This window comes from Paraburkholderia sp. CNPSo 3076 (genome assembly GCF_026343935.1).
Taxonomy (GTDB): domain Bacteria; phylum Pseudomonadota; class Gammaproteobacteria; order Burkholderiales; family Burkholderiaceae; genus Paraburkholderia; species Paraburkholderia nodosa.
This window is the reverse complement of sequence record NZ_JAPMAL010000029.1, coordinates 107,017-129,077: the sequence shown is the minus strand read 5'-3', so window position 1 is coordinate 129,077 and position 22,061 is coordinate 107,017. Positions and strand designations below refer to the sequence as shown.

Genomic DNA, 22,061 nt, shown 5'->3' with positions numbered 1-22,061 from the left:
TCACGGTCGTGCCTTCGCCGACCTTGCTCTTCCACTCGGGGTTGACCTTCGAGAGGTAGTTCGTCCAGATGAAGCTGGTGCCCGAGCCGTCGGCGCGGCGGACCACGGCGATGTCGAGATCAGGCAGCTTGACCTTCGGGTTCAGCGCGACGATGGCCGGATCGTTCCACTTCTTGATCTTGCCGAGGTAGATGTCGCCGAGCACCGGGCCCGACAGGGTGATCTCGCCCGGCTTCACGCCCGGCACGTTGATCGCCGGCACGACGCCGCCGACCACCGTCGGAAACTGGAACAGGCCTTCCTTGGCCAGATCCTCGTCCTTCAGCGGAGCGTCCGAGCCCGCGAAGTCAACGGTCTTGGCTTGAATCTGCTTGATGCCGCCCGACGAGCCAATGCCCTGGTAGTTGACCTTGCCGCCGCCCGACTTTTGATAGGCATCCGCCCATTTCGTATAGATCGGTGCTGCGAAGGTGCTACCCGCGCCGGTGATGTCAGCAGCCTGCGCTGCGATCGCGAAGAGCGCGCCAGCAACGCCAGCGAGCGCGGTTTGCATCAATTTCATGAGACCTCCAGTGTGTGAGCGGATGAACGACACCGCGAAGCTTAGGGGGTCTCTGTGACAGTACCGTGACGGTTCATGAAGCGAACGTGACAGTTCGATTACTGGCTGAAAGGCGCGGGGATATGCGATTTGGGCGATTTTGCAAGCGCGACTGCAACATGGCCTGCACGTGCTGCGGCGGCTGAAACGCCCACCAGGCGGACGTTCGAAGGCTGTCCGGGGGTCCGATGAAAAATTCGAGGAATTCCTCGAAAATGGTTTGCAAACCGTTATGCGATTGTTTTAAACGTTTGCCTGCTTCCGTTGTGACGCCGAAAAATCGCAAAAAAAGATGAGCACGACGGCGGATCGCGACGTCGTGCTCATTGGTTGGCCGCTGGCGCGACTCAGTCGCGCGACTTAATAGCCGGCGATCACGCGATCGAACGCGTGACCACGCTGGCGATCGCCTCGGCGTAATGCACCGTGTCGCGCTCCTCGCGGGCCTCGACCATCACGCGCAGCACCGGCTCCGTGCCCGAAGCGCGGATCAGCACACGGCCCCGTCCCTTCAATTCCGCCTCGGCGGACGCGATCGACTGTTGGATCCCGGCGTTGCCCTTCCAGTCGGCGCCCTGCGCGATGCGCACGTTGATGAGCTTCTGCGGAAACAGTTTCACGCCGTCGAGGAGTTGCGCGATCGTCTTGCCGCTGCGCTTCATCGCCGCGAGCACGAGCAGCGCCGAGACGATGCCGTCGCCTGTCGTGTGGCGGTCGAGCGACAGAATGTGGCCCGAGCCTTCCGCGCCGAGCTGCCAGCCGCGCTCGCGCAGTTGCTCCAGCACGTAGCGGTCGCCCACGTTCGCGCGCACCAGCTGCACGCCGAGGCCTTCGAGCGCCTGCTCCACCGCGAGATTGGTCATGAGCGTGCCCACTGCGCCTTCCACCTTGCCTTCGGTCGCGATGCGGTCCTTCACGAGCACGTAGAGCAGCTCGTCGCCGTTGTAGAGGCGGCCCTGTGCATCGACGATCTGGAGACGGTCGGCGTCGCCGTCGAGCGCGATGCCGAGGTCCGCGTGATTCGCACGCACGGCGCGCACGAGCGCGTCAGGCGCGGTCGCGCCCACGCCGTCGTTGATGTTGAAGCCGTTCGGCGACACACCGATCGGAATCACGTCCGCGCCCAGCTCGTGGAACACGTGCGGCGCAATGTCATAAGCCGCACCGTTGGCGCAATCGATCACGAGCTTCAGGCCGCGCAGATTGAACGCCTGCGGGAACGTGCTCTTGCAGAACTCGATGTAGCGCCCGCCCGCGTCGTGCAGGCGGCGAGCACGGCCAAGCTGCTCGGACGGCGCGCAGGCGAGCGGCTGCTCGAGCTGCTCCTCGATCTGCGTCTCCACCTCGTCAGGGAGCTTGTTGCCGTCGGCGGAGAAGAACTTGATGCCGTTGTCGTAGTAGGGATTGTGCGACGCGCTGATCACGACGCCGGCGGCGAGCCGCAGCGCGCGCGTGAGATAGGCGATGCCGGGCGTCGTCATCGGACCCGCCAGCATCACGTCGATGCCCGCAGCCGAAAGCCCCGCTTCCAGGGAGGCTTCGAGCATGTAGCCCGAGATACGTGTGTCCTTGCCGATCAGCACAGACGGGCGCGGCCCGGATGCCGCAGCCGACCCCGCGAGCACCTTGCCCGCGGCGTAGCCTAGCCGAAGCACGAAATCGGGCGTGATTGGCGCCTCGCCGACCTTGCCACGCACTCCATCAGTTCCGAAATAACGACGTCCCATCTTTCTACCCCTCGGTTTGGTGCTGCTTTGTCCTGTATTGTGGCCGCCCGGATCCGCTGCGGCGCACTTCGCGCCTGCCAGCGTTCTGCAGGGCAATGGCTCAGCCTTGTGCGTCCAGCGTACCGGCGGACAGCGCGGCGCGCATCGCCACCCAGATCTTGAGTGCGTCTACGGTCGGCGCAACGTCGTGCACGCGAATGATCGCCGCGCCGCGCTCTGCCGCACACACGGCCGCCCCCACGCTCGCCGCCACGCGTTCGGGCGCGGGCCGGTTCACTAGCGCGCCGAGCATCGACTTGCGCGACATGCCGGCCAGGATCGGATACGGCGCGACGCCTGCCGCAACCTCGGGCGCCGTCTCTGGCAGGTGCGCGAGCAGCGCGTAATTGTGCTCGACCACCGACTTGCCGAAGCCGAAGCCCGGATCCACGCTGATGCGCGCCTTCGCCACGCCCGCCGCTTCGAGTTCGGCACAACGCTTGGCGAGAAACTCGCGCACCTCGCGCACGACGTCCACGTAGTCGGGCTCGCCCAGCTGCATCGTCTGCGGCTCGCCTAGCATGTGCATCACACACAGCCCGCAGTCGCTCTCGCGCACGGCCTCGATCGCGCCGGGCATGCGAAATCCCCAGATGTCGTTGATCATGTCGGCGCCTGCCGCGAGCGCCGCGCGCATGACTTCGGGCTTGTACGTGTCGATCGACAGCGGCAGGTTCGCGCCCTTGAGCTTTTCCACGAGCGGAATCACGCGTTCGAGCTCCTCGTCGAGCGGCACGGGCGGCGCGCCCGGCCGCGTCGATTCACCGCCAATGTCGATGATATCGACGCCGTCGAGCATCATCTGCTCCGCGCGGCGCAAGGCGTCGCCGAACGCGACATAGCGGCCGCCGTCGGAAAACGAGTCGGGCGTTGCGTTGAGGATGCCCATGACGAGCGGACGCTCGAACGTCAGCGTGAAGCGGCCGCACACGAGCGGTTCAGGTGGGAGACTAGCTTGCGAGGAGATGTTGGGCACGTCAAGAAACGTCAGATGTGTAACGAGATGCGGCGGCACAGCGGCACGCCAGAAATGCAAAACGGGCCGATGTGAACATCACACCGGCCCGCAACTTTACTCGATAAGGATCACGCCGGTGCAGTGGCGCTACCGGGTTTGACCTCGGTGCCCGTGCTGCCGCCCGACGACGCGTCGCCCGGCGACGGCGTGCTCTTCGGCGAGCGCGGCGGACGGCCGGCCATAATGTCGTTGATCTGGTCGGCGTCGATCGTTTCCCACTCCATGAGCGCGGCGGTCATCGCTTCGACCTTGTCGCGGTTCTCGTCGAGCAGGCGCTTCGCAAGGTTGTACTGCTCGTCGAGCACGCGGCGGATTTCCGCGTCGACCTTCTGCTGCGTCGCTTCCGAGATCGCACGCGTGAAGCCCTTGCCGAACGGGGAGGCTTCGTTGTCGTCGTCGGCGTAGACCATCGGTCCGAGCGCGTCGGTCATGCCAAAGCGTGTAACCATGGCGCGGGCCGTTTGCGTCGCCTTGTTGAAGTCGTCCGAGGCGCCCGTGCTGATCAGGTTCATGAACAGCTCTTCCGCCACGCGGCCGCCGAACAGAATGGCCAGACGATCCAGCAGATAGTCCTTCGAGTACGTTTCGTTGTCGTGCTCGGGCAGCTGCCACGTCACACCCAGCGCGCGGCCGCGCGGGATGATCGTGACCTTGTGCACCGGGTCCGCCTTCGGCAGCAGCTTCGCGATGACCGCGTGACCCGACTCGTGGTACGCCGTGGCACGCTTCGCTTCCTCACGAATCACCGCCGACTTGCGCTCCGGACCCATGAAGATCTTGTCCTTCGCGTCTTCGAAGTCCTGCATTTCGACAATGCGCTTGCCGCGGCGCGCCGCGAAGAGCGCGGCTTCGTTCACGAGGTTCGCAAGGTCAGCACCCGAAAAGCCCGGCGTGCCACGTGCGATCACCGCTGCATCCACGTCGTTGGCGATCGGCACCTTGCGCAGGTGCACCTTCATGATCTGCTCACGGCCGCGGATGTCCGGCAGGCCCACATACACCTGGCGGTCGAAACGGCCCGGACGCAGCAATGCCTTGTCCAGCACGTCCGAACGGTTGGTTGCCGCGATCACGATGACGCCTGAGTTCGCCTCGAAGCCGTCCATCTCGACCAGCATCTGGTTCAGCGTCTGCTCGCGCTCGTCGTTGCCACCGCCCATGCCGGCGCCACGATGGCGGCCGACCGCGTCGATTTCGTCGATGAACACGATACACGGCGCATGCTTCTTGGCCTGCTCGAACATATCGCGCACGCGGGCCGCCCCCACGCCGACGAACATTTCGACGAAGTCCGAACCCGAGATGCTGAAGAACGGCACCTTCGCTTCGCCGGCAATGGCGCGCGCAAGCAGCGTCTTACCCGTACCCGGAGGGCCAACGAGCAGCACGCCGCGCGGGATACGCCCGCCCAGCTTCTGGAATTTTTGCGGATCGCGCAGGAAGTCGACGAGTTCGGACACTTCTTCCTTCGCTTCGTCGCAGCCCGCGACGTCGGAGAAGTTGACCGCGTTGTTGTTCTCGTCGATCAAGCGGGCGCGCGATTTACCAAAGGAAAACGCCCCGCCTTTGCCGCCCCCCTGCATCTGTCTCATCATGTAGAACCAGAACACGATGATGAGTATGGTTGGCCCGAGGTAGTACAGCGCGGAAACGAGCGCGTTCGGCTCTTCGTCAGCCTTGCCGCTCACCTGCACGCCATATTTCATCAGGTCGCCGACCATCCAGATGTCGCCTGGGGAGACGATCTGGTATTTCTGGCCATCTGCCGGAGTGACCGTGAGGTTCCGCCCCTGCACCACGACAGTCTTGACCTTGCCGTTCTTCGCGTCGTCCATGAACTGCGAATAGGAAACGCCTTCCTGGACACGGGGCTTGTCGAACTGCTTGAACACCGTAAACAGCACCAGTGCGATTACCAGCCACACTGCTGCCTTCGAAAACATGTTGTTGTTCAAAGCACCACTCCTTCACTCATAGATGGGCGCCTACATTTGCCTTGCGACACCACCAAAGCATTCTAATCCAGTACACGGACCCCTGCCATAACGTTTCGCTACCGCAGGAATAGCCCGAGCGCCTTGTCCTGACCGCCTCTCGGGGTCATTTTGCGACCAGATTGCGCCTTTTGCACGGCAATCATGCCCCGTTTAACAGGGACGCTTCAGATGTTTACCCAATATAAACGTTTCGGACGATTTATCACGCGAAGCCTTCGGTTTGCGCGCCGCCACGACCTTGAACTGCTGCTTGAACTTCTCGACGATCTGACTGTAACCGCTGCCGTGGAAGCATTTGACTAAGAGGGCTCCATCGGGTTTCAGATGATTCTGCGAAAACTCGAGCGCGAGGTCGCACACGTGCTCGATGCGCGCCGCGTCGGCCGACGCGACCCCCGAGAGATTGGGCGCCATGTCCGAAATTACAAGATCGACCGGGCGGCCACCCAGCAATTCTTCCAGTTGCGTGAGTACGTCGTCCTCGCGGAAGTCGCCCTGCAGGAACTGCACGTCGGAGATGGGCTCCATCGGCAGGAGATCGAGCGCGATGATCGTGCCGTCGATCCCACCCTGTCGTTGGTCGTCGCGCTTCGTGCTTTGCGCGAGCTTGTTGCGGGCGTACTGGCTCCAGCTGCCGGGTGCGGCGCCGAGGTCCACGATCACCATGCCGGGGTGGATCAGCTTGTCCTGCTCGTCGATTTCCTTGAGCTTGTACGCGGCGCGGGCGCGATAGCCTTCCCGCTGCGCCATTTTCACGTACGGGTCGTTGATATGGTCGTGCAGCCACGACTGATTGAAGCGATTTTTTGCCATTAAAGATGAACTCTTGCTGCGTGATTCCGCGCTTTTAGCGGATAATACGCGTTTTATTCGTGCGGCCGTCGCGGCCCGCCTGGCCGGATGTTCGTTGCTCCGCCGGCGTTTTTTGCCCGCGCCCTGCCGTTCTCCACGGTTTTCCGTTGTTCCGACGCGCTTTGCCCGCTGGCGGCCCGCTATTCGCGGACCGCACTCACGTCTGCCCAGGTTGTCAATTCATACCTGTCGACCCGCGCGGCGCCGTCATTTTAGTCGAGTCTGCCACATCCCATGCCCGCCCTCACTCTTTCCGCCGAACAGCGCTCCGAGCTGCGCTCCCAGGCTCACGCGCTCAAACCGGTGGTGCTCATCGGCGCCGAGGGACTGACCGACGCCGTCCTTAAGGAAATCAAGGTTCACCTGGCCGCGCACCAACTCATCAAGGTGCGCGTGTTCGGCGACGAGCGCGAAGAGCGCCTCGCGATCTACGAAGAGATCTGCGACCGCCTTGGCGCCGCCCCGATCCAGCACATCGGCAAGCTGCTCGTCATCTACAAGCCCGAGGAAGCCAAGGCGAAGGCCACGACCGCGCGCGCCGGCGCCCGCGGCACCGTGTCGCGCCCGTCTGCCGACGTACCGAGCGCGCGTGAAGCGGGCAAGCGCGGCGCCGCGCCGCGCACCGTCAAGGTCGTCAAGGCGAGCGACAACCCCATGCGCAAGCCGAAGGCGCAAAAGGTGACGGTCAAGGGCAACGAGCGCGTCACGCAAGGCGGCAACATCAAGCGCGCCAAGAAGCGCCAAACCAGCTCCAAGCGGGCCCACCAGGGTTCGAAGTAAAAATGCGCGGCCTTCGAGCCGCGCTTTTTTTCGCCTGACTCGGCTTCAGGTCGCTTTCAGCGCGGAGCGGTTTCCATGTGCCGTGGCAGCATGCCGCGCGCCGAAGGCAGCAGCCAGACAAGCCATGCACCCAGCAGGCTCTGCACGAGATAGAACAGGCTCGACACGCCATGCAGCAAGCCGAAGCGGCTCGCATACGGCGAACTGGCCACATCCATGCCCGCGCTCATCGCTTGAACGCGCAACGCGTTCATGAACGGCTGCAGCGCGAAATAGCCGATCAGCACGCACAGCAGCATGGCGGCCAGAATCCAGCGCAGCCGGCGATAGCCCAACGCGCCGCGGCGCGCGAGCACGCTCGACAGCCCAAGCATCAACACGCCGCACACCACGCCGATCAGGCCTTCAAGGCGAAACAGCTGCGCGGCGAGTTCGCCGGCCACCACCCTTTCGAGCGACGCGAACAGGACGGGCGCGACCGCATAGCCGATGGTCAGCTGGCTGCCGACCCACAGCATGGCCAGCAGCCCGAAGAGCCGGTGCGGAACGAGCGAAACGGGAGTGGCGGAACCCACGTGGCTTGCAGTACTCACGTCGATGCGCCCTCAGACGTAGCGAACCTCGATGACCTCGTACTCGCGCACGCCGCTGGGGGCCTGCACCTGGGCGACATCGCCTTCGGACTTGCCGATCAGCGCGCGCGCGATGGGCGAGCTGACCGAGATCAGGCCGTGCTCGAGGTCGGCTTCGTCGTCGCCGACGATCTGGTAGGTCACGGTCTTGCCCGAATCGAGGTCTTCGAGATCCACGGTCGAGCCGAACACCACGCGGCCGTCCGCTTCGAGCGTGGCCGGGTCGATGATCTGCGCGGCCGCCAGCTTCGACTCGATCTCGGCGATGCGGCCTTCGATGAAGCCCTGCTTTTCCTTTGCGGCGTCGTATTCCGCGTTTTCCGACAGATCGCCCTGCGCACGCGCTTCCGCGATCGAATTGATGACCGCCGGACGCTCGACGGATTTCAGGCGCTGCAACTCTCCGCGGAGTTGGTCTGCACCGCGCTTGGTCAAGGGAATCGTGCTCATAAACAACTCGTACGGCCCAAAAGGGCCTAAAGGAGACCGCGCCACGCACGCTTGTCGCGCACGTTGCGGCCATAAAAAAAATTCCGCGGTTAAGTGCATCCCGCGAGGGCGGCCGCGCAGTCTGGCGCAGCCTGAAAACCCTGTTGGGACGCCGCTTAACCGCGGCACATTCAGCTTTTTTAGCCTGCCTCGTCGACGTTAGACAGACAATTGAAGCCTTAGTTTAGGCGAGCATGGAGGCCTTGTAAATCATAGACTTCCAGGTTCTTCAGGTAGCGCAGACCCTCGACGGCCGCGCGTGCGCCCGACATCGTCGTGTAGTAGGTGACCTTGTTGGCCTGCGCGCTCATGCGGATCGAACGCGAATCCGCGATCGCCGAGCGGGTTTCGTCGACGGTCGTGAAGACGAGCGAAATCTCGCCATTCTTGATCATGTCGACGATGTGCGGACGGCCGTCCTTCACCTTGTTCACGACCTTCACCGGCACGCCGGCCGCCTCGATCGCGGCAGCCGTGCCGCGCGTGGCGACGATCGGGTAGCCGAGTTCGTGCAGCATGCGCGCGACTTCCACGGCCTTGGGCTTGTCGGCGTCCATCACCGTGATGAAGACGGTGCCCGACTCCGGCAGGCGCGAGCCCGCTGCGAGTTGCGACTTGAACAGCGCTTCGCCGAAGGTCTTGCCCACGCCCATCACTTCGCCCGTGGAGCGCATTTCCGGTCCGAGCACCGGATCGACGGTCGGGAACTTGACGAACGGGAACACTGCTTCCTTCACGCTGAAGTACGGCGGCACGACTTCCTTCGTCACGCCCTGCTGCGCCAGCTTCTGGCCGACCATGGCGCGCGCCGCGATTTTCGCGAGCGGCAGGCTGGTCGCCTTCGAGACGTACGGCACGGTACGCGAAGCGCGCGGGTTCACTTCCAGCACGTAGATGATGTCCTTCTTCGAACCGTCATCCTGCGGCACCTGCTGGATCGCGAACTGCACGTTCATCAGCCCGACCACGTTCAGCGCCTTCGCCATCGCGGCCGTTTGACGCTTGAGTTCGGCAACCGTTTCCTGCGAGAGCGAGTACGGGGGCAGCGAGCAGGCCGAGTCGCCCGAGTGCACGCCCGCTTGCTCGATGTGCTCCATCACGCCGCCGATGAACACGGCTTCGCCATCGGAGATGCAGTCCACGTCGCATTCGATCGCGTCGTTCAGGAAGCGGTCGAGCAGCACCGGCGAGTCGTTCGACACCTTCACGGCCTCGCGCATGTAGCGCTCGAGGTCGCGCGGCTCGTGGACGATTTCCATGGCGCGGCCGCCCAGCACGTACGACGGACGCACGACGAGCGGGTAGCCGATTTCGTCGGCGAGCTTGAGCGCTTCGTCTTCGGCGCGCGCGGTGCGGTTCGGCGGCTGGCGCAGGTTCAGCTCCTGCAGCAGCTTCTGGAAGCGCTCGCGGTCTTCTGCGGCGTCGATCATGTCCGGCGACGTGCCGACGATAGGCACGCCGTTCGCCTCGAGGTCGAGCGCGAGCTTCAGCGGCGTCTGGCCGCCGTACTGCACGATCACGCCAACCGGCTTTTCCAGATCCACGACTTCGAGCACGTCTTCGAGCGTGAGCGGCTCGAAGTACAGGCGGTCGGACGTGTCGTAGTCGGTCGAAACGGTCTCGGGGTTGCAGTTGACCATGATCGTTTCGTAGCCGTCTTCGCGCATGGCGAGCGCGGCGTGCACGCAGCAGTAGTCGAACTCGATACCCTGGCCGATCCGGTTCGGGCCGCCGCCCAGCACCATGATCTTCTTGTTGGTGGTCGGGTTCGCCTCGCACTCTTCCTCATAGGTCGAGTACATGTAGGCGGTCTTCGTGGCGAACTCGGCCGCGCAGGTGTCCACGCGCTTGTAGACCGGGCGCACGTTCAGTTCGATACGACGGCGGCGCACGTCCGTGGCGTTGCTGCCGAGCAGCTTCGCGAGACGGCGATCTGAGAAACCGCTTTGCTTCAGGTAACGCAGCTCGTCCTTCGAGAGGCTTGCGAGCGTGCGGCCGCGGGCGGCCTCTTCCTTCTTGATGATTTCCTCGATCTGCGCGAGGAACCACGGGTCGATCGCGGTTTCTTCGAAGATCTCTTCGCGCGTCATGCCCACGCGGAACGCGTCGCCCACGTACCAGATGCGGTCCGGACCGGCTTCGCCGATCTCACGGATGATCTCGTCGCGGCTCGTGGTCTTTTCGTCCAGACCGTCCACGCCGACTTCGAGGCCGCGCAGCGCCTTCTGGAACGACTCCTGGAACGTGCGGCCGATCGCCATGACTTCGCCCACCGACTTCATCTGCGTGGTGAGGCGCGGGTCGGCTTCGCGGAACTTCTCGAACGCGAAACGCGGAATCTTGGTGACGACGTAGTCGATGGTCGGCTCGAACGAAGCCGGCGTCTGACCGCCTGTGATTTCGTTCTTGAGCTCGTCGAGCGTGTAGCCCACGGCCAGCTTGGCGGCGACCTTGGCGATCGGGAAGCCCGTGGCCTTCGAGGCCAGCGCCGAGGAACGCGACACGCGCGGATTCATTTCGATCACGATCATGCGGCCCGTGCGCGGGTCGATCGAGAACTGGACGTTCGAGCCGCCCGTATCCACGCCGATCTCCCGTAGCACCGCCAGCGAGGCGTCGCGCAGGATCTGGTATTCCTTGTCGGTGAGCGTTTGCGCCGGCGCGACCGTGATCGAGTCGCCGGTGTGGATGCCCATCGGGTCGAGGTTTTCGATCGAGCAGACGATGATGCAGTTATCCGCCTTGTCGCGGACCACTTCCATCTCGTATTCCTTCCAGCCGAGCAGCGACTCTTCGATCAGCAGTTCGCGCGTGGGCGAGAGGTCGAGACCGCGCTTGCAGATCTCTTCGAACTCTTCACGGTTGTAGGCAATGCCGCCGCCCGAACCGCCGAGCGTGAACGACGGACGGATCACGACCGGGTAGCCGCCCGAGCCGGTGGCTTCGGCGATTTCGCCTTGCACCTTGAGCGCCTCTTCCATCGAGTGCGCGACGCCCGACTTCGCCGAACCGAGACCGATCCTGGTCATCGCGTCCTTGAACTTCTGGCGGTCTTCGGCCTTGTCGATGGCTTCCGGCGAAGCGCCGATCAGCTCGACGTTGTACTTCTTCAGCACGCCGTGATGATGCAGGTCGAGCGCGCAGTTCAGCGCGGTCTGGCCGCCCATCGTCGGCAGGATCGCGTCGGGGCGCTCCTTTTCGATGATGCGCTCCACCACTTCCCACGTGATCGGCTCGATGTAGGTGACGTCGGCCGTGTTCGGGTCGGTCATGATCGTCGCCGGATTGCTGTTGACGAGGATGACCTTGTAGCCTTCTTCACGCAGCGCCTTGCATGCCTGCGCGCCCGAATAGTCGAACTCGCACGCCTGGCCGATGATGATCGGACCCGCGCCGATGATGAGAATGCTCTTGATGTCTGTCCGCTTGGGCATAACGCTCTCGCTAAATATTCCTGTGTCTTTTACGTCTGGCGGCTGACTGCCTGCCGCCCGGGTGCGCGCGTGGGCCGTTCTTCAGACCGGCTCGCTGCGCACCCTGCTCTGCGCTTTCGCTCGATGCGGCGCTTACGCCGCCTTCGCCTTGTCCATCAGCGCCGTGAAGCGGTCGAACAGATAGCCGATGTCCTGCGGACCCGGCGATGCTTCCGGGTGCCCCTGGAAGCAGAACGCGGGCTTATCGGTCAGCTCGAAGCCTTGCAGCGTGCCGTCGAACAGCGAAACGTGCGTGACGCGCGTGTTCGCGGGGAGCGTCGCGGCGTCCACCGCGAAGCCGTGGTTCTGCGACGTGATGACGACGCGGCCGTCGCCGAGATCCTTCACCGGATGGTTCGCGCCGTGGTGGCCCGTCTTCATCTTCATGGTCTTCGCGCCCACGGCGAGACCCATGATCTGATGGCCGAGGCAGATGCCGAAGGTCGGGATGCCGCGCTCGATGAAGGCTTGCGTCGCCTTGATCGCGTAGTCGCACGGTTCCGGGTCGCCGGGGCCGTTCGAGAGGAACACGCCGTCCGGGTTCAGTGCGAAGGCGTCTTCAGCCGTAGCTTGCGCCGGCAGCACCGTGACGTCGCAGCCGCGCTCGGCCAGCATGCGCAGGATGTTCTGCTTCACGCCGTAGTCGAACGCCACGACCTTGTATTTCGGCGCCGATTGCGTGCGGTAGCCTTCGCCCAGACGCCATTCCGTGGTGTTCCACTGATACGGCTTCTGGGTCGACACGACCTTGGCGAGGTCCATGCCCGCGAGGCCCGGGAACGAGCACGCGAGTTCGATGGCCTTTGCTTCGTCGTCGGAGCCTGCGAGGATCGCGCCGTTCTGCGCGCCCTTGTCGCGCAGGATACGCGTAAGCTTGCGCGTATCGATGCCGGCGATGGCGACTACGCCTTCGTCCTTCAGATATTGGCCGAGCGTGCGTTCCATGCGGAAGTTCGAGGCGAGCACGGGCAGGTCGCGGATGATCAGACCGGCGGCATGGACTTTCGTGGCTTCGACGTCTTCGGCGTTGACGCCGACGTTGCCGATATGCGGATACGTGAGGGTGACGATCTGGCGAGCGTAGCTCGGGTCAGTCAGGATTTCCTGATAGCCGGTGATAGCCGTGTTGAACACGACTTCACCGATCGTATGACCCGGCGCGCCGATCGAGTAACCACGAAAGACCGTGCCGTCGGCGAGCGCGAGCAGAGCGGGAGAGAATGACGGCAACACGGGAGACTCCTTGGGGGAGCACCCTGTGCCGACCTGTTATCCGACGTTGCGATCTTGCGACCTGGGAGCGGCTGCGGCGTCGGCATCCTTTTCTGTGAGGATCAGGATGCGCGCGCGGCTCGCTCGCTTGCGCGACCTCTTCGTGTGGTCGACCGTTGTGGCGCCGGGCCACGAGCGCGCGTTTGTGACGCAGGATCGGGCGGCAGCCGGCCAGTTGACGATGAAGCGCGGGCGGCGGATGAACGGATGGGAGGAGGTAGGCGCTAGGGTGCGGGTTGATAAGCTCAAACCTTGAAATTATAGCGCGAAAGTCACCTTTCCTTCAAATTTCAGGATGACGCTGGCGACGGGGGAGCGTGCTCGCAGCCCGGTGCGCGGCCCTTTCCACTATAGCGGGCAGGGGCGCGGCGGCAAGCGTCGCCCGCCCGGCGCCGCCCGTAGTCGCCCCCTATTCGCGCCCTATTCGCGCCCTCTATTTTTGGCACCCGCCAATGAAAACGCCGCCACCTGGCGGGGTGACGGCGTCAAACACAACAAAAACGGAAAAGTGATCGGAGCGAAATACCATGCGCTGCCCCCGCAACGCATGTTGGAGCACCCTTCGCCAGCCGCTATTTTGTATGGTGCTTCTGCGTGTGGGTTTCGGCCTTCGGGCGGCTCGCCGCACCCTTCGACGCCTTGGTGGGCGCAGCGCTGACCGTCCTGGCCTTGACAGGTTCGGAAACCTTGACAACCTCGGTGCGCGCGCGACCGTGCTTCTTATCGTATCGCGACTTCGACCCGGTGTCTGCAACGCGGGTGCCAATTCGCTGCACGCCACCGCCAGAAACGTTCGTTGCCAGACGCTCCGGCCCAGGCTCGCTCGGCATCGCCTTGTTGACCGGCACGTGCAAAACCAGCACCTGGCCCGGCGCGACGTAGTCGCGACGGGTCTTGTTCCACGCCTTCAACTGGCCGAGCGACACGCCGTAGCGGTTCGCCACTGCTTCCATCGACTGCTTGCGGCGTACGCGGATCAGCATCTTGCGCGTGTCGGGCACGTCCGGCTCCATGGCCAGCACGGCGCTTTCCGCCACGTCGGCGCTGATGTCCTCGTCGTCGCCGTCGTCGGTGCGCGGCACCACGAGCGTCGAGCCCGCCTTCAGGCGCATGCCCGCCGGAATCTTGTTCACCGACATCAGCGTGTCGGCGTCCACGCCGATCTTTTGCGCGATCGCCGCCGGCGTGGCGCGCGAATCGGTCGTGTAGACGGTCCACGACGAAAGCTGGCCGGAATAGGCCTTCAGGTTGCGCTCGAACGCGCTCGCGTTGTCGAACGGCAGCAGGATCTGCGGATCGGTCGCGCCGAGAATCACGGGTTTCTTGAACGACGGGTTGAGCGAGCGGAACTCGTCGGTCGTCATGTTTGCGAGCTTGGCGGCGACGTCCACGTCGATGTCGTGCGAGGTCGTGACCGTCACGAAATACGGGTGGTTCGGAATGGACGGCAGCGCGAGCCCGTACTGCTGCGGGTTCATCACGATGTTCTTGACCGCCTGCAGCTTCGGCACGTAGTTACGTGTTTCGCTGGGCATGCGCAGGCTTTGGTAGTCGGTCGGCAAGCCCGCCGCCTCGTTGCGCGCGATGGCGCGCTGCACGTTGCCCTCGCCCCAGTTGTAGGCGGCCAGCGCGAGATACCAGTCGCCGAACATGTCGTGCAAGCGCGAGAGATAGTCGAGCGCTGCGCTCGTCGAGGCCAGGACGTCGCGGCGCTCGTCCTGCCACATGTTCTGCTTGAGGTTGTAGGTGCGGCCCGTGCCCGGCACGAACTGCCACATGCCGGCGGCCTTCGCGACCGACAGCGCCTGCGGATTGTAAGCGGACTCGATGAACGGCAGCAGCGCGAGCTCGGTAGGCATGTGACGCGCCTCGAGCTCTTCGACGATGTGATAGAGGTACTTCTGCGAACGCTCGGTCATGCGCGCGACGTAGTCCGGCCGCTGAGCGTACCAGTTGGCGTTCATGTCGACGAGGTCGCTCTGCAGGTCGGGCATCTGGAAGCCGCGGCGAATGCGCGCCCAGAGGTCGGCGTCGGGGCTCGTCAACTGATCGACGGAGCCTTGATCGACGTTAATGGTTTCTTTCGCGGCGGAGGTCTTACGAATGAGGTCGGCGTTGGCCTGGGCGTTGGCTGGTGCTTGAGAACTCGCAGACGGTCCCCCGCTCGCACAGGCGGCAAGCATGAGGACCAGCAGCGCACTGATAATGAATCGCATGAAAATCTACATCCGCATGGCTGGAATTTGCAGCCGATAGTACGGAACGCGTCCGTTTCCGTCAATCGGAATTAATGGGAAAAAAGCCATGAAATCCGCAGCTTGGGCGTGATTCCATACGATTGGGTTGAGCATGCCCCCTGACCCGGCTGGGTCAGCGGAACCGATTCTTCCATTCACGCATCATGGCGAAAGCCGCCAGCCGGTCCGGCACCGATTCGTGCAGCGCCTCGGTGAGCGCAGCTTGCACCGCCGCATCGCCCGCACGCAGGAAAGGATTGACGGCGCGCTCGTGGGCGATCGTCGTGGGCAGCGTCGGTACGCCGCGCTCGCGCAGCGCCGCCGCCTCGCGGCTCCAGTCGCGCAGATCGGCGTTCTCTGGATCGCAGGCGAGCGCGAAGCGAATGTTCGACAACGTGTACTCGTGTGCGCAATGCACATGGGTATTGCCGGGCAGCGCCGCGAGCGCGTCGAGCGAGTCGAGCATCTGCGCGGGCGTACCCTCGAAGAGGCGGCCGCAGCCGCAAGCAAACAGCGTGTCGCCGCAGAACACGTGCGGCGTGCCGGCGGCATCCGCTGCCTGGAAATACGCAATGTGGCCACGCGTGTGGCCCGGCACGTCAAGCACCGTCAGGTCGAGCGCGGGCGCCTCCAGATGGACGGCGTCGCCACCCTTCACGCGCGTGACGAACGCGTCGAGCGGGCCGAGCGCCTCGCCGGCCGGGCCATATACGGGCACGCGAGCGTCGGCGAGCAGGTCCGCCACACCGCCGACATGGTCGTTGTGGTGATGGGTGAGTAAAATAGCGACGAGCCGCCAGCCGCGCTTCGCGAGGTACGCGCGAACCGGAGCGGCGTCGCCCGGATCGACGGCAACGGCATTCTGGCCGTCCGAGACGACCCAGATGTAATTGTCTTCAAAAGCCGGAACCGGTACGTACTCGTAGGCGCACGCATCGCTCGAACGCGCGTACTCAAGCGGACTCTTCATGGGGCGACGTATTCTTCGACATGTCTGACCGATTGATTATAGACTGGCCCGCCTGGACCGCCTCGCCCGCTGGCAGGTATGTGCTCGGCTGGGAGCAGGAGCAGCTCGACCGCGTGGTGTCGAACATATTCGGCTACCATGCGCTGCAGCTCGGCCTGCCGCAGCTGGACGCCCTGCGCGAGAACCGCATGTCGTGCCGCGGCCTCGTGCTCGACGCCGCCAGTGCCGCCAGCGCCCCCTACTCCGTACCCGGCGCGTCGGCCCATGCGCACCCGAACGGCGGGCAAACGTCGCCCGACGCGGGCGGCGCAACACCAGACCGCACCCCGACTGCGGGCGGCGGCGCGTTGCTTCACGCGCCCGCGGGCCGCAGCACTGTCTGGTGCGACTATCTCGATCTGCCGTTCGAGGCGCAGAGCGTCGACCTCATCGTGATGCCGCACACGCTCGAATTCACGAGCGACCCGCATCGTCTGCTGCGCGAAGCCGAACGTGTGCTGATGCCCGAAGGGCAACTGCTGATCGTCGGGTTCAACTCGCTTTCGCTGTGGGGCGCGCGCCAGTCGGCCGGCAAGCTGACCGGCCATCCGTTCCTGCCCGCGCGCCAGGACCTGATCGCCTTCACGCGCCTGAAAGACTGGATCAAGCTGCTTGGCTTCGAGCTTGAACGCGGGCGCTTCGGCTGCTATCGTCCGCCGCTCGCGACCGACCAGTGGCTCGGCCGCTACGGCTTCATGGAAGCCGCCGGCGACCGCTGGTGGCCGATTTTCGGCGCTATCTATATGGTGACGGCGATCAAGCGCGTGCGCGGCATGCGCCTCGTCGGCCCACTGAAGGTCAAGAAGCCGGTGCTGGCCGCGAGCCTGAAGCCCGCGGCGACTACCCCTTCCCCAACACGCAACAAGGACTCATGAGCACACCCGACTTCGTCGAAATCTTCACGGACGGCGCCTGCAAGGGCAACCCCGGCCCCGGCGGCTGGGGCGCGCTGCTGCGCTTCGGCGCGCAGGAAAAAGAACTGTTCGGCGGCGAGGCCGGCACGACCAACAACCGCATGGAGCTGATGGCGGTGATCGCCGCACTCGACGCGCTCAAGCGCCCGTGCAAGGTGATCGTGCACACCGACTCGCAGTACGTGCAAAAAGGCATCAGCGAGTGGATTCACGGCTGGAAGAAGAAGAACTGGATGACGGCCGCCAAAACGCCGGTCAAGAACGACGACCTCTGGAAGCGTCTGGACTCGCTCGTCGGCCAGCACGAGATCGAGTGGCGCTGGGTGAAGGGCCACTCCGGCCACCCGGAGAACGAGCGCGCCGACGCGCTCGCGAACCGCGGCGTCGCCACGCTCGCCGAACTCTGAGACCGCTGCTTTGCAGGACCGCTTCGCGGCTGCCCCACGCTTTCACGCTTTACAAGACATGCGCCAGATCATTCTCGATACTGAAACCACCGGCCTGAACGCCCGCACGGGCGATCGCATCATCGAAATCGGCTGCGTCGAGCTGGTGAACCGCCGGCTTACGGGCAACAACCTGCACTTCTACGTGAACCCGGAGCGCGACAGCGACCCGGGCGCACTCGCCGTGCACGGCCTCACGACCGAGTTTCTCTCCGACAAGCCGAAGTTCGCCGAAGTCGCGGACGAGATCCTCGACTTCATTCGCGAAGCGGACATCATCATCCACAACGCGCCGTTCGACATCGGCTTTCTCGACGCCGAACTCGCGCTGCTCGGCAAGCCGGGGTTCAAGGAGCACTGCGGCGAAGTGATCGACACGCTCGTGCAGGCCAAGCAGATCTTCCCCGGCAAGCGCAACTCGCTCGACGCTCTGTGCGATCGTTTCGGCATCAGCAACGCGCACCGCACCCTGCACGGCGCGCTGCTCGACTCGGAACTGCTCGCCGAGGTGTACCTCGCGATGACGCGCGGCCAGGAAAGCCTCGTCATCGACATGCTGGGCGAGCACGCCGCGCCCGGTGCGGCCGCCGCGCCGCGCATCCAGCTCGAGTCGATCGATCTGCCGGTGATCATGGCGAGCGACGAAGAAATCGCCGAACACAACGCCGTGCTCGATGGTCTCGACAAGGCGATCAAAGGGACGTCAGTGTGGCGCACCGAGCCGGCTCCCACCGAATCCAATGCGGCCGATGCGCAAAATGCTTAAAAAAGGGCTTTACAAGATCGAAAACACCCTGCATAATCTTAATCTCTTCGGGTGGTTAGCTCAGCGGTAGAGCACTGCCTTCACACGGCAGGGGTCACTGGTTCGATCCCAGTACTACCCACCAGAATTCCTGGTGTTGGTAACGACAAACACCGAAGAATAAAAGGCCTCGTTGCGAAAGCAACGAGGCCTTTTGCTTTGGGATTCGACTTTGCGCGAAATGTCCGGTCGGCGCGTTCCACTGTAAGCAATCCGAATCAAACAATCGAAGGCGATCGCGCGCGCCCTACTCGCCGCCGGTATCGAGACCGATGCCGCGCGCCATGCCCGTGGCCGCGAACACCATCACGACGAGCAAAAGCGTCTGCCATCTGCCGATGCGTGCGTATTTCGGCGCGCCGGTGAGATCCGGCACGTCGCCGCGCCGCGCCGCGAGGCGCCAGCGCAGCAGCGCCATCATGGGTGCGATTTCGAGCAGAAGGATCAGCACGAGCGCAGCCATCTTCACGAGAAAGAGCGGTTCATGGATGTAGTACTCAGCGCCCTTCTCGAAACCGCCGAATGCACGCATGGCGCCAGTCACGATCAGGACGACCGCGGAGCCGCCCCAGCCGTTGTCGGCGCTGAAGATCATCGGCAGGTCTTCGGTGGACGTACAGCGGCGCAGGCCGCGCGTGCGCCGCAGGATCGAAGCGAGCGCGAAGCCGAAGGCGAGCAGATGAACGGCGGCGAGCAACCAGCGTATCAGCATTGCAACTCCTTCCGGTGGACGACAGGAACGGCAAGCAATGGTAAAGCGGCTCGAGCGCAGACGTCGCGCAATGCGTCCGGCCTGCCGGCCGTCAGACCTGCTTGAGCGCGGCGTCGAGGGCGCGTGCAGCCGTGCGGTCGCCTTCGGAGGCGAGCCCTACGCGAAACACAGTCTGACGGTTGTGGCCCGCCGCAGCGGGCGAATCCCAGAGCAATTCGATCTTTGCGCGGCGCGCGGGCTTACCCGCAGGCGCCGCAGCAGAGGGGGCCGATGCCGCCCGCTGCGCAGCCGGGGAGCCCGGCTCGGGCGTGGCCGCAGACTGGCCGGCCCCCAGCGCTGCAATGGAATCCCCGGAATCCGCGGAATCCGCAGCGGCAACCAGTTCGGCAACGCCAGCCGCGGGCGCGGGATCGTCGGTCTGCACCGGCGCGGGCAAGCGCGCGGGTGCGGACGCAACCGCCTCGCCCTGCGGCGCACCGGAGAGCCAGCGCACCGACAGCTCGCGGGCATCGTACTGACCGACCTTGCGGCTCTCCTGCCAGACGACCGTCGTGCGCGTCGCAGCATCGATCGAAACGGCGAAGCGGCCGATCGCGAAGCGCCGCGCCGCGAAGTTGCTGCGCCAGAGCGCGCGCGGGCGGCAGATCCAGGCCACGGCGGCATAGAGCGCGGGCGCGGCAACGAGCCAGCCGTTGGTGTCGGCCACGGCGTGGAAGGTGCGCCGCCAGCCGGCGGTCCACACGAACACGCCGATCGAGCCGATCGCGAACAAAAAGCCGAGCACGCCGAAAAAGCGCAGCGCCTGGCGCAGCCACTGCGGCAGCGGGTGAAACGGCCGCTCGACGCGCGCCCTGGCGCCCGGCAGCACGATCAGCAGAAACAGGAAGATGAGATTCAGGCTCGCCGCCGGCGACGACGCCATGCCTTCCAGCGCGGCGGCGAAGTTCATTTGCGCCATGGAGTGCAGCCAGCGCGCGAGGATCACGAGCCCGATCGCGCGCAGCGCGAAAAGCGTCCCGGCACCGGGTACGGTGGCCGTGGGCGTCGGTCGGGTTCTGGCCAAGGGTATTCTCCTCTGTCGACCAGAGTTGACGCTTCAGCGTCTTACTCTGGTCCCATGCATAGCTGTCGACCGGAGTTGATGCTTCAGCGTCTTACTCCGGTCCCATGCAAAGCTGTCGACCAGAGTTCGCGCTTTGGCACGTTACTCTGGTCCCATGCAAAGCACGCTTTCGTGGGCGCCGCGGATTCTACGGCACGGCCATTATAGGGACATTGAGCGTGCGCCTCACCCACCGCCGCCGCGAATGTGACAACGCCCCGGTGCATTGCACCGGGGCGTTGGGGAACAGCGGGAAAACCGGCGCGCCGCAGCGCGTCCGTTTTCAGTACATACCTTAGCCGGCGTTGACTTCGCGCAGCACGGTGCGTTGCTTCTGGCGCAGCAGTTCTTCGTACACGGCCACGTAGTTGCGTGCCATTACCTTCGACGAGAAGCGTGCCTCGAACGCGGCGCGCACTTTCTCGCGCGGCAGCGTCGACAGACGCTTGACCGCCGCGACTGCGCTGATTTCGTCTTCCACGACGAAGCCCGACACGCTGTTCTCGATGACTTCCGGCACCGAACCGCGCTTGAACGCGATGACCGGCGTACCGCAGGCCATGGCTTCGATCATGACGAGGCCGAAGGGCTCCGGCCAGTCGATCGGGAACACCAGGGCACGCGCATTGCCGAGGAACTCGCGCTTTTCGTGCTCGCCGATTTCGCCGATGTACTCGACATGCGGCAACGCCATCAGCGGCTTGATGACTTCTTCGTAATAGGCGCGGTCGGCCTTGTCGATCTTGGCGGCGACCTTGAGCTTCATGCCCGCCTGGCCGGCGATGCGAATCGCGCGGTCAAGGCCCTTCTCCGGCGAGACGCGGCCGAGGAATGCGAGGTAGCCGGGCTCGACGTTCGGAATCGGCGTGAGCACGTCTTCCGGCAGGCCGTGGTACACGGTCTGCTGCCAGTTGGCTTGCTGCAGCGGAATGCGCTGGTTGTCCGAGATCGAAACTACCGGCACGTCGTTGAACGCGCTGAACACCGGCTGCAGTTCCGGCAGGTCCAGACGGCCGTGCATGGTCGTGACGAACGGCACCGGCTGGCGCTGGAACAGCGAGAACGGGTAGTAGTCGATGTGGAAGTGCAGCACGTCGAACTCGTCCGCGCGGCGGCGAACTTCTTCGAGCAGCAGCATGTGTGGAGCCATCACGTCGCGAATCGTGGGGTCGAGGCGCAGTGCCTGCGGCCAGAACGCTTCGAGCTTTGCCGAGGTGATCGAATCGCCGCTGGCGAACAGCGTGACATCGTGGCCCTGCTCGACCAGTGCTTCGGTCAGGTAGGAGACCACCCGTTCCGTGCCGCCGTACAGCTTGGGAGGAACCGCCTCGTGCAACGGAGCGATTTGAGCGATTCGCATAGTGGTGAACTCCTTCCTCGTAATAAATCGGGCAATAGACTGCAAATTTGACAATCGACCTATGCAGGCTGCGGCATCCTTGTCGCCACGTGCCTTACAGGCGTTCCGTACCGCTAACCGCGCCGGAAATCCGGACACAGACCCGACGCAGTTGTGAAGCGGCAAGAGAGCGCACACGCGGCGGTTCAGGCGGTAAACGCGCAGGGTTCGCGGCCGTTGACACAGAAGCTGTCAAATTCCCTACGCCGTCCGAGTCGGCATTATCCCGGTCCAGGGTAAATACCGGCTAGATCATTTCAAAGTCTTTACGTTGTTACAAACCGGAAACACTCCGCAACCCATTGTTTTCCAAGAGAGTTCTAGATTGGGTGTTGCGCTGCGGGAAACAACTGCGCGTGATTGTCGCGGCAACGGTGCGCATCCCGCTCGTTTCCTGGTTCGCAAGCGGCACGCAGCGCGTTGCGGGCAAGCACAGCGCTTTTCCGGATGCAATCGGTAATTCTATCTCTAAAACCCTTATCTCTAAAACGGTCCGGGATTCCTGTTGAACCTCCGCTGCAACAACGTGTCCCCAATCTGTATCCCGCGCTATCGTG

Annotated in this window: 18 protein-coding genes and 1 tRNA gene; 5 read left to right on the top strand and 14 right to left on the bottom strand. The window is 64.2% G+C overall.

Features of this window, described 5'->3' with window-relative positions; all coding sequences use genetic code 11:
- From pstS to M3A49_RS30395, 5 genes are all read right to left on the bottom strand, one after another.
- A partial coding sequence (gene pstS / locus M3A49_RS30415) for a phosphate ABC transporter substrate-binding protein PstS (RefSeq protein ID WP_266232272.1) occupies window positions 1-562 on the bottom strand: 562 nt, incomplete at its 3' end.
- Window positions 563-975: 413 nt separating this feature from the next.
- The gene (gene glmM / locus M3A49_RS30410; RefSeq protein ID WP_266232271.1) at window positions 976-2,328 is read right to left on the bottom strand and encodes a phosphoglucosamine mutase; all 1,353 of its coding nucleotides are present in this window, start codon (window positions 2,326-2,328) and stop codon (window positions 976-978) included.
- 100 nt (window positions 2,329-2,428) lie between these two features.
- The gene (gene folP / locus M3A49_RS30405) at window positions 2,429-3,256 is read right to left on the bottom strand and encodes a dihydropteroate synthase (RefSeq protein ID WP_266232282.1); all 828 of its coding nucleotides are present in this window, start codon (window positions 3,254-3,256) and stop codon (window positions 2,429-2,431) included.
- Window positions 3,257-3,453: 197 nt separating this feature from the next.
- On the bottom strand, window positions 3,454-5,340 hold the full coding sequence (gene ftsH, locus M3A49_RS30400; RefSeq protein WP_266232270.1) for an ATP-dependent zinc metalloprotease FtsH: 1,887 nt from the start codon (window positions 5,338-5,340) through the stop codon (window positions 3,454-3,456).
- Between the two features lie 192 nt (window positions 5,341-5,532).
- Entirely contained in the window at window positions 5,533-6,195 is a 663-nt protein-coding gene (locus tag M3A49_RS30395) for an RlmE family RNA methyltransferase (protein WP_266232269.1), read from the bottom strand.
- Between the two features lie 273 nt (window positions 6,196-6,468).
- On the opposite strand from M3A49_RS30395, the gene M3A49_RS30390 reads away from it, so the two are divergent.
- Window positions 6,469-7,014, top strand: a complete 546-nt coding sequence (locus M3A49_RS30390) for a YhbY family RNA-binding protein (RefSeq protein ID WP_028206646.1) — start codon at window positions 6,469-6,471, stop codon at window positions 7,012-7,014.
- A gap of 56 nt (window positions 7,015-7,070) precedes the next feature.
- On the opposite strand, the gene M3A49_RS30385 is transcribed toward M3A49_RS30390, so the two are convergent.
- From M3A49_RS30385 to gloB, 6 genes are all read right to left on the bottom strand, one after another.
- A complete protein-coding gene (locus M3A49_RS30385; protein WP_051481780.1) occupies window positions 7,071-7,532 on the bottom strand; it encodes a DUF4149 domain-containing protein in 462 nt (153 codons plus the stop codon).
- 87 nt (window positions 7,533-7,619) lie between these two features.
- Window positions 7,620-8,096, bottom strand: coding sequence for a transcription elongation factor GreA (greA, locus tag M3A49_RS30380; protein ID WP_028206648.1), 477 nt, complete (start codon window positions 8,094-8,096; stop codon window positions 7,620-7,622).
- Window positions 8,097-8,314: 218 nt separating this feature from the next.
- Window positions 8,315-11,569: a carbamoyl-phosphate synthase large subunit gene (gene carB / locus M3A49_RS30375; protein ID WP_266232268.1), complete on the bottom strand. Its 3,255-nt coding sequence runs from the start codon at window positions 11,567-11,569 to the stop codon at window positions 8,315-8,317.
- A 132-nt stretch (window positions 11,570-11,701) separates the two neighbouring features.
- Window positions 11,702-12,841, bottom strand: coding sequence for a glutamine-hydrolyzing carbamoyl-phosphate synthase small subunit (gene carA, locus M3A49_RS30370; RefSeq protein ID WP_266232267.1), 1,140 nt, complete (start codon window positions 12,839-12,841; stop codon window positions 11,702-11,704).
- Window positions 12,842-13,452: 611 nt separating this feature from the next.
- Window positions 13,453-15,096 carry a transglycosylase SLT domain-containing protein gene (locus M3A49_RS30365; RefSeq protein ID WP_266232265.1) on the bottom strand — a complete coding sequence of 548 codons (1,644 nt, stop codon included), beginning with the start codon at window positions 15,094-15,096 and terminating at the stop codon, window positions 13,453-13,455.
- Window positions 15,097-15,250: 154 nt separating this feature from the next.
- On the bottom strand, window positions 15,251-16,087 hold the full coding sequence (gene gloB, locus M3A49_RS30360; RefSeq protein WP_266232264.1) for a hydroxyacylglutathione hydrolase: 837 nt from the start codon (window positions 16,085-16,087) through the stop codon (window positions 15,251-15,253).
- A 20-nt stretch (window positions 16,088-16,107) separates the two neighbouring features.
- Between gloB and M3A49_RS30355 the strand changes: the two genes are divergently transcribed.
- From M3A49_RS30355 to M3A49_RS30340, 4 genes are all read left to right on the top strand, one after another.
- On the top strand, window positions 16,108-17,001 hold the full coding sequence (locus tag M3A49_RS30355; protein WP_266232263.1) for a class I SAM-dependent methyltransferase: 894 nt from the start codon (window positions 16,108-16,110) through the stop codon (window positions 16,999-17,001).
- Window positions 16,998-17,447, top strand: coding sequence for a ribonuclease HI (rnhA, locus tag M3A49_RS30350; RefSeq protein ID WP_028206655.1), 450 nt, complete (start codon window positions 16,998-17,000; stop codon window positions 17,445-17,447). The genes M3A49_RS30355 and rnhA overlap by 4 nt, the downstream gene beginning before the upstream one ends.
- A 58-nt stretch (window positions 17,448-17,505) precedes the next feature.
- Entirely contained in the window at window positions 17,506-18,252 is a 747-nt protein-coding gene (gene dnaQ, locus M3A49_RS30345; RefSeq protein ID WP_266232262.1) for a DNA polymerase III subunit epsilon, read from the top strand.
- 49 nt (window positions 18,253-18,301) lie between these two features.
- A tRNA-Val gene (locus tag M3A49_RS30340) sits at window positions 18,302-18,376 on the top strand.
- A gap of 162 nt (window positions 18,377-18,538) precedes the next feature.
- Here the strand turns inward: M3A49_RS30340 and M3A49_RS30335 are convergent.
- The 3 genes from M3A49_RS30335 to M3A49_RS30325 form a co-directional block, all read right to left on the bottom strand.
- Window positions 18,539-19,003 (bottom strand): DUF2214 family protein, encoded by a 465-nt coding sequence (locus M3A49_RS30335; protein ID WP_254354915.1) that lies wholly within the window; start codon window positions 19,001-19,003, stop codon window positions 18,539-18,541.
- Window positions 19,004-19,094: 91 nt separating this feature from the next.
- A complete protein-coding gene (locus M3A49_RS30330) occupies window positions 19,095-20,066 on the bottom strand; it encodes a hypothetical protein (protein WP_266232261.1) in 972 nt (323 codons plus the stop codon).
- 334 nt (window positions 20,067-20,400) lie between these two features.
- The gene (locus M3A49_RS30325; protein ID WP_254354917.1) at window positions 20,401-21,465 is read right to left on the bottom strand and encodes a glycosyltransferase family 4 protein; all 1,065 of its coding nucleotides are present in this window, start codon (window positions 21,463-21,465) and stop codon (window positions 20,401-20,403) included.
- Window positions 21,466-22,061 lie beyond the last annotated feature (596 nt).

Excerpts from the sequence above, each read along its gene's own strand:
- M3A49_RS30385 (WP_051481780.1), bottom strand. The coding sequence starts at position 7,532 with ATGCTGTGGGTCGGCAGCCAGCTGACCATCGGCTATGCGGTCGCGCCC.
- M3A49_RS30395 (WP_266232269.1), bottom strand. The coding sequence starts at position 6,195 with ATGGCAAAAAATCGCTTCAATCAGTCGTGGCTGCACGACCATATCAAC.
- M3A49_RS30355 (WP_266232263.1), top strand. The coding sequence starts at position 16,108 with ATGTCTGACCGATTGATTATAGACTGGCCCGCCTGGACCGCCTCGCCC.
- M3A49_RS30335 (WP_254354915.1), bottom strand. The coding sequence starts at position 19,003 with ATGCTGATACGCTGGTTGCTCGCCGCCGTTCATCTGCTCGCCTTCGGC.
- glmM (WP_266232271.1), bottom strand. The coding sequence starts at position 2,328 with ATGGGACGTCGTTATTTCGGAACTGATGGAGTGCGTGGCAAGGTCGGC.
- carB (WP_266232268.1), bottom strand. The coding sequence starts at position 11,569 with ATGCCCAAGCGGACAGACATCAAGAGCATTCTCATCATCGGCGCGGGT.
- M3A49_RS30390 (WP_028206646.1), top strand. The coding sequence starts at position 6,469 with ATGCCCGCCCTCACTCTTTCCGCCGAACAGCGCTCCGAGCTGCGCTCC.
- dnaQ (WP_266232262.1), top strand. The coding sequence starts at position 17,506 with ATGCGCCAGATCATTCTCGATACTGAAACCACCGGCCTGAACGCCCGC.
- folP (WP_266232282.1), bottom strand. The coding sequence starts at position 3,256 with ATGGGCATCCTCAACGCAACGCCCGACTCGTTTTCCGACGGCGGCCGC.
- rnhA (WP_028206655.1), top strand. The coding sequence starts at position 16,998 with ATGAGCACACCCGACTTCGTCGAAATCTTCACGGACGGCGCCTGCAAG.
- M3A49_RS30365 (WP_266232265.1), bottom strand. The coding sequence starts at position 15,096 with ATGCGATTCATTATCAGTGCGCTGCTGGTCCTCATGCTTGCCGCCTGT.
- M3A49_RS30325 (WP_254354917.1), bottom strand. The coding sequence starts at position 21,465 with ATGCGAATCGCTCAAATCGCTCCGTTGCACGAGGCGGTTCCTCCCAAG.
- greA (WP_028206648.1), bottom strand. The coding sequence starts at position 8,096 with ATGAGCACGATTCCCTTGACCAAGCGCGGTGCAGACCAACTCCGCGGA.
- gloB (WP_266232264.1), bottom strand. The coding sequence starts at position 16,087 with ATGAAGAGTCCGCTTGAGTACGCGCGTTCGAGCGATGCGTGCGCCTAC.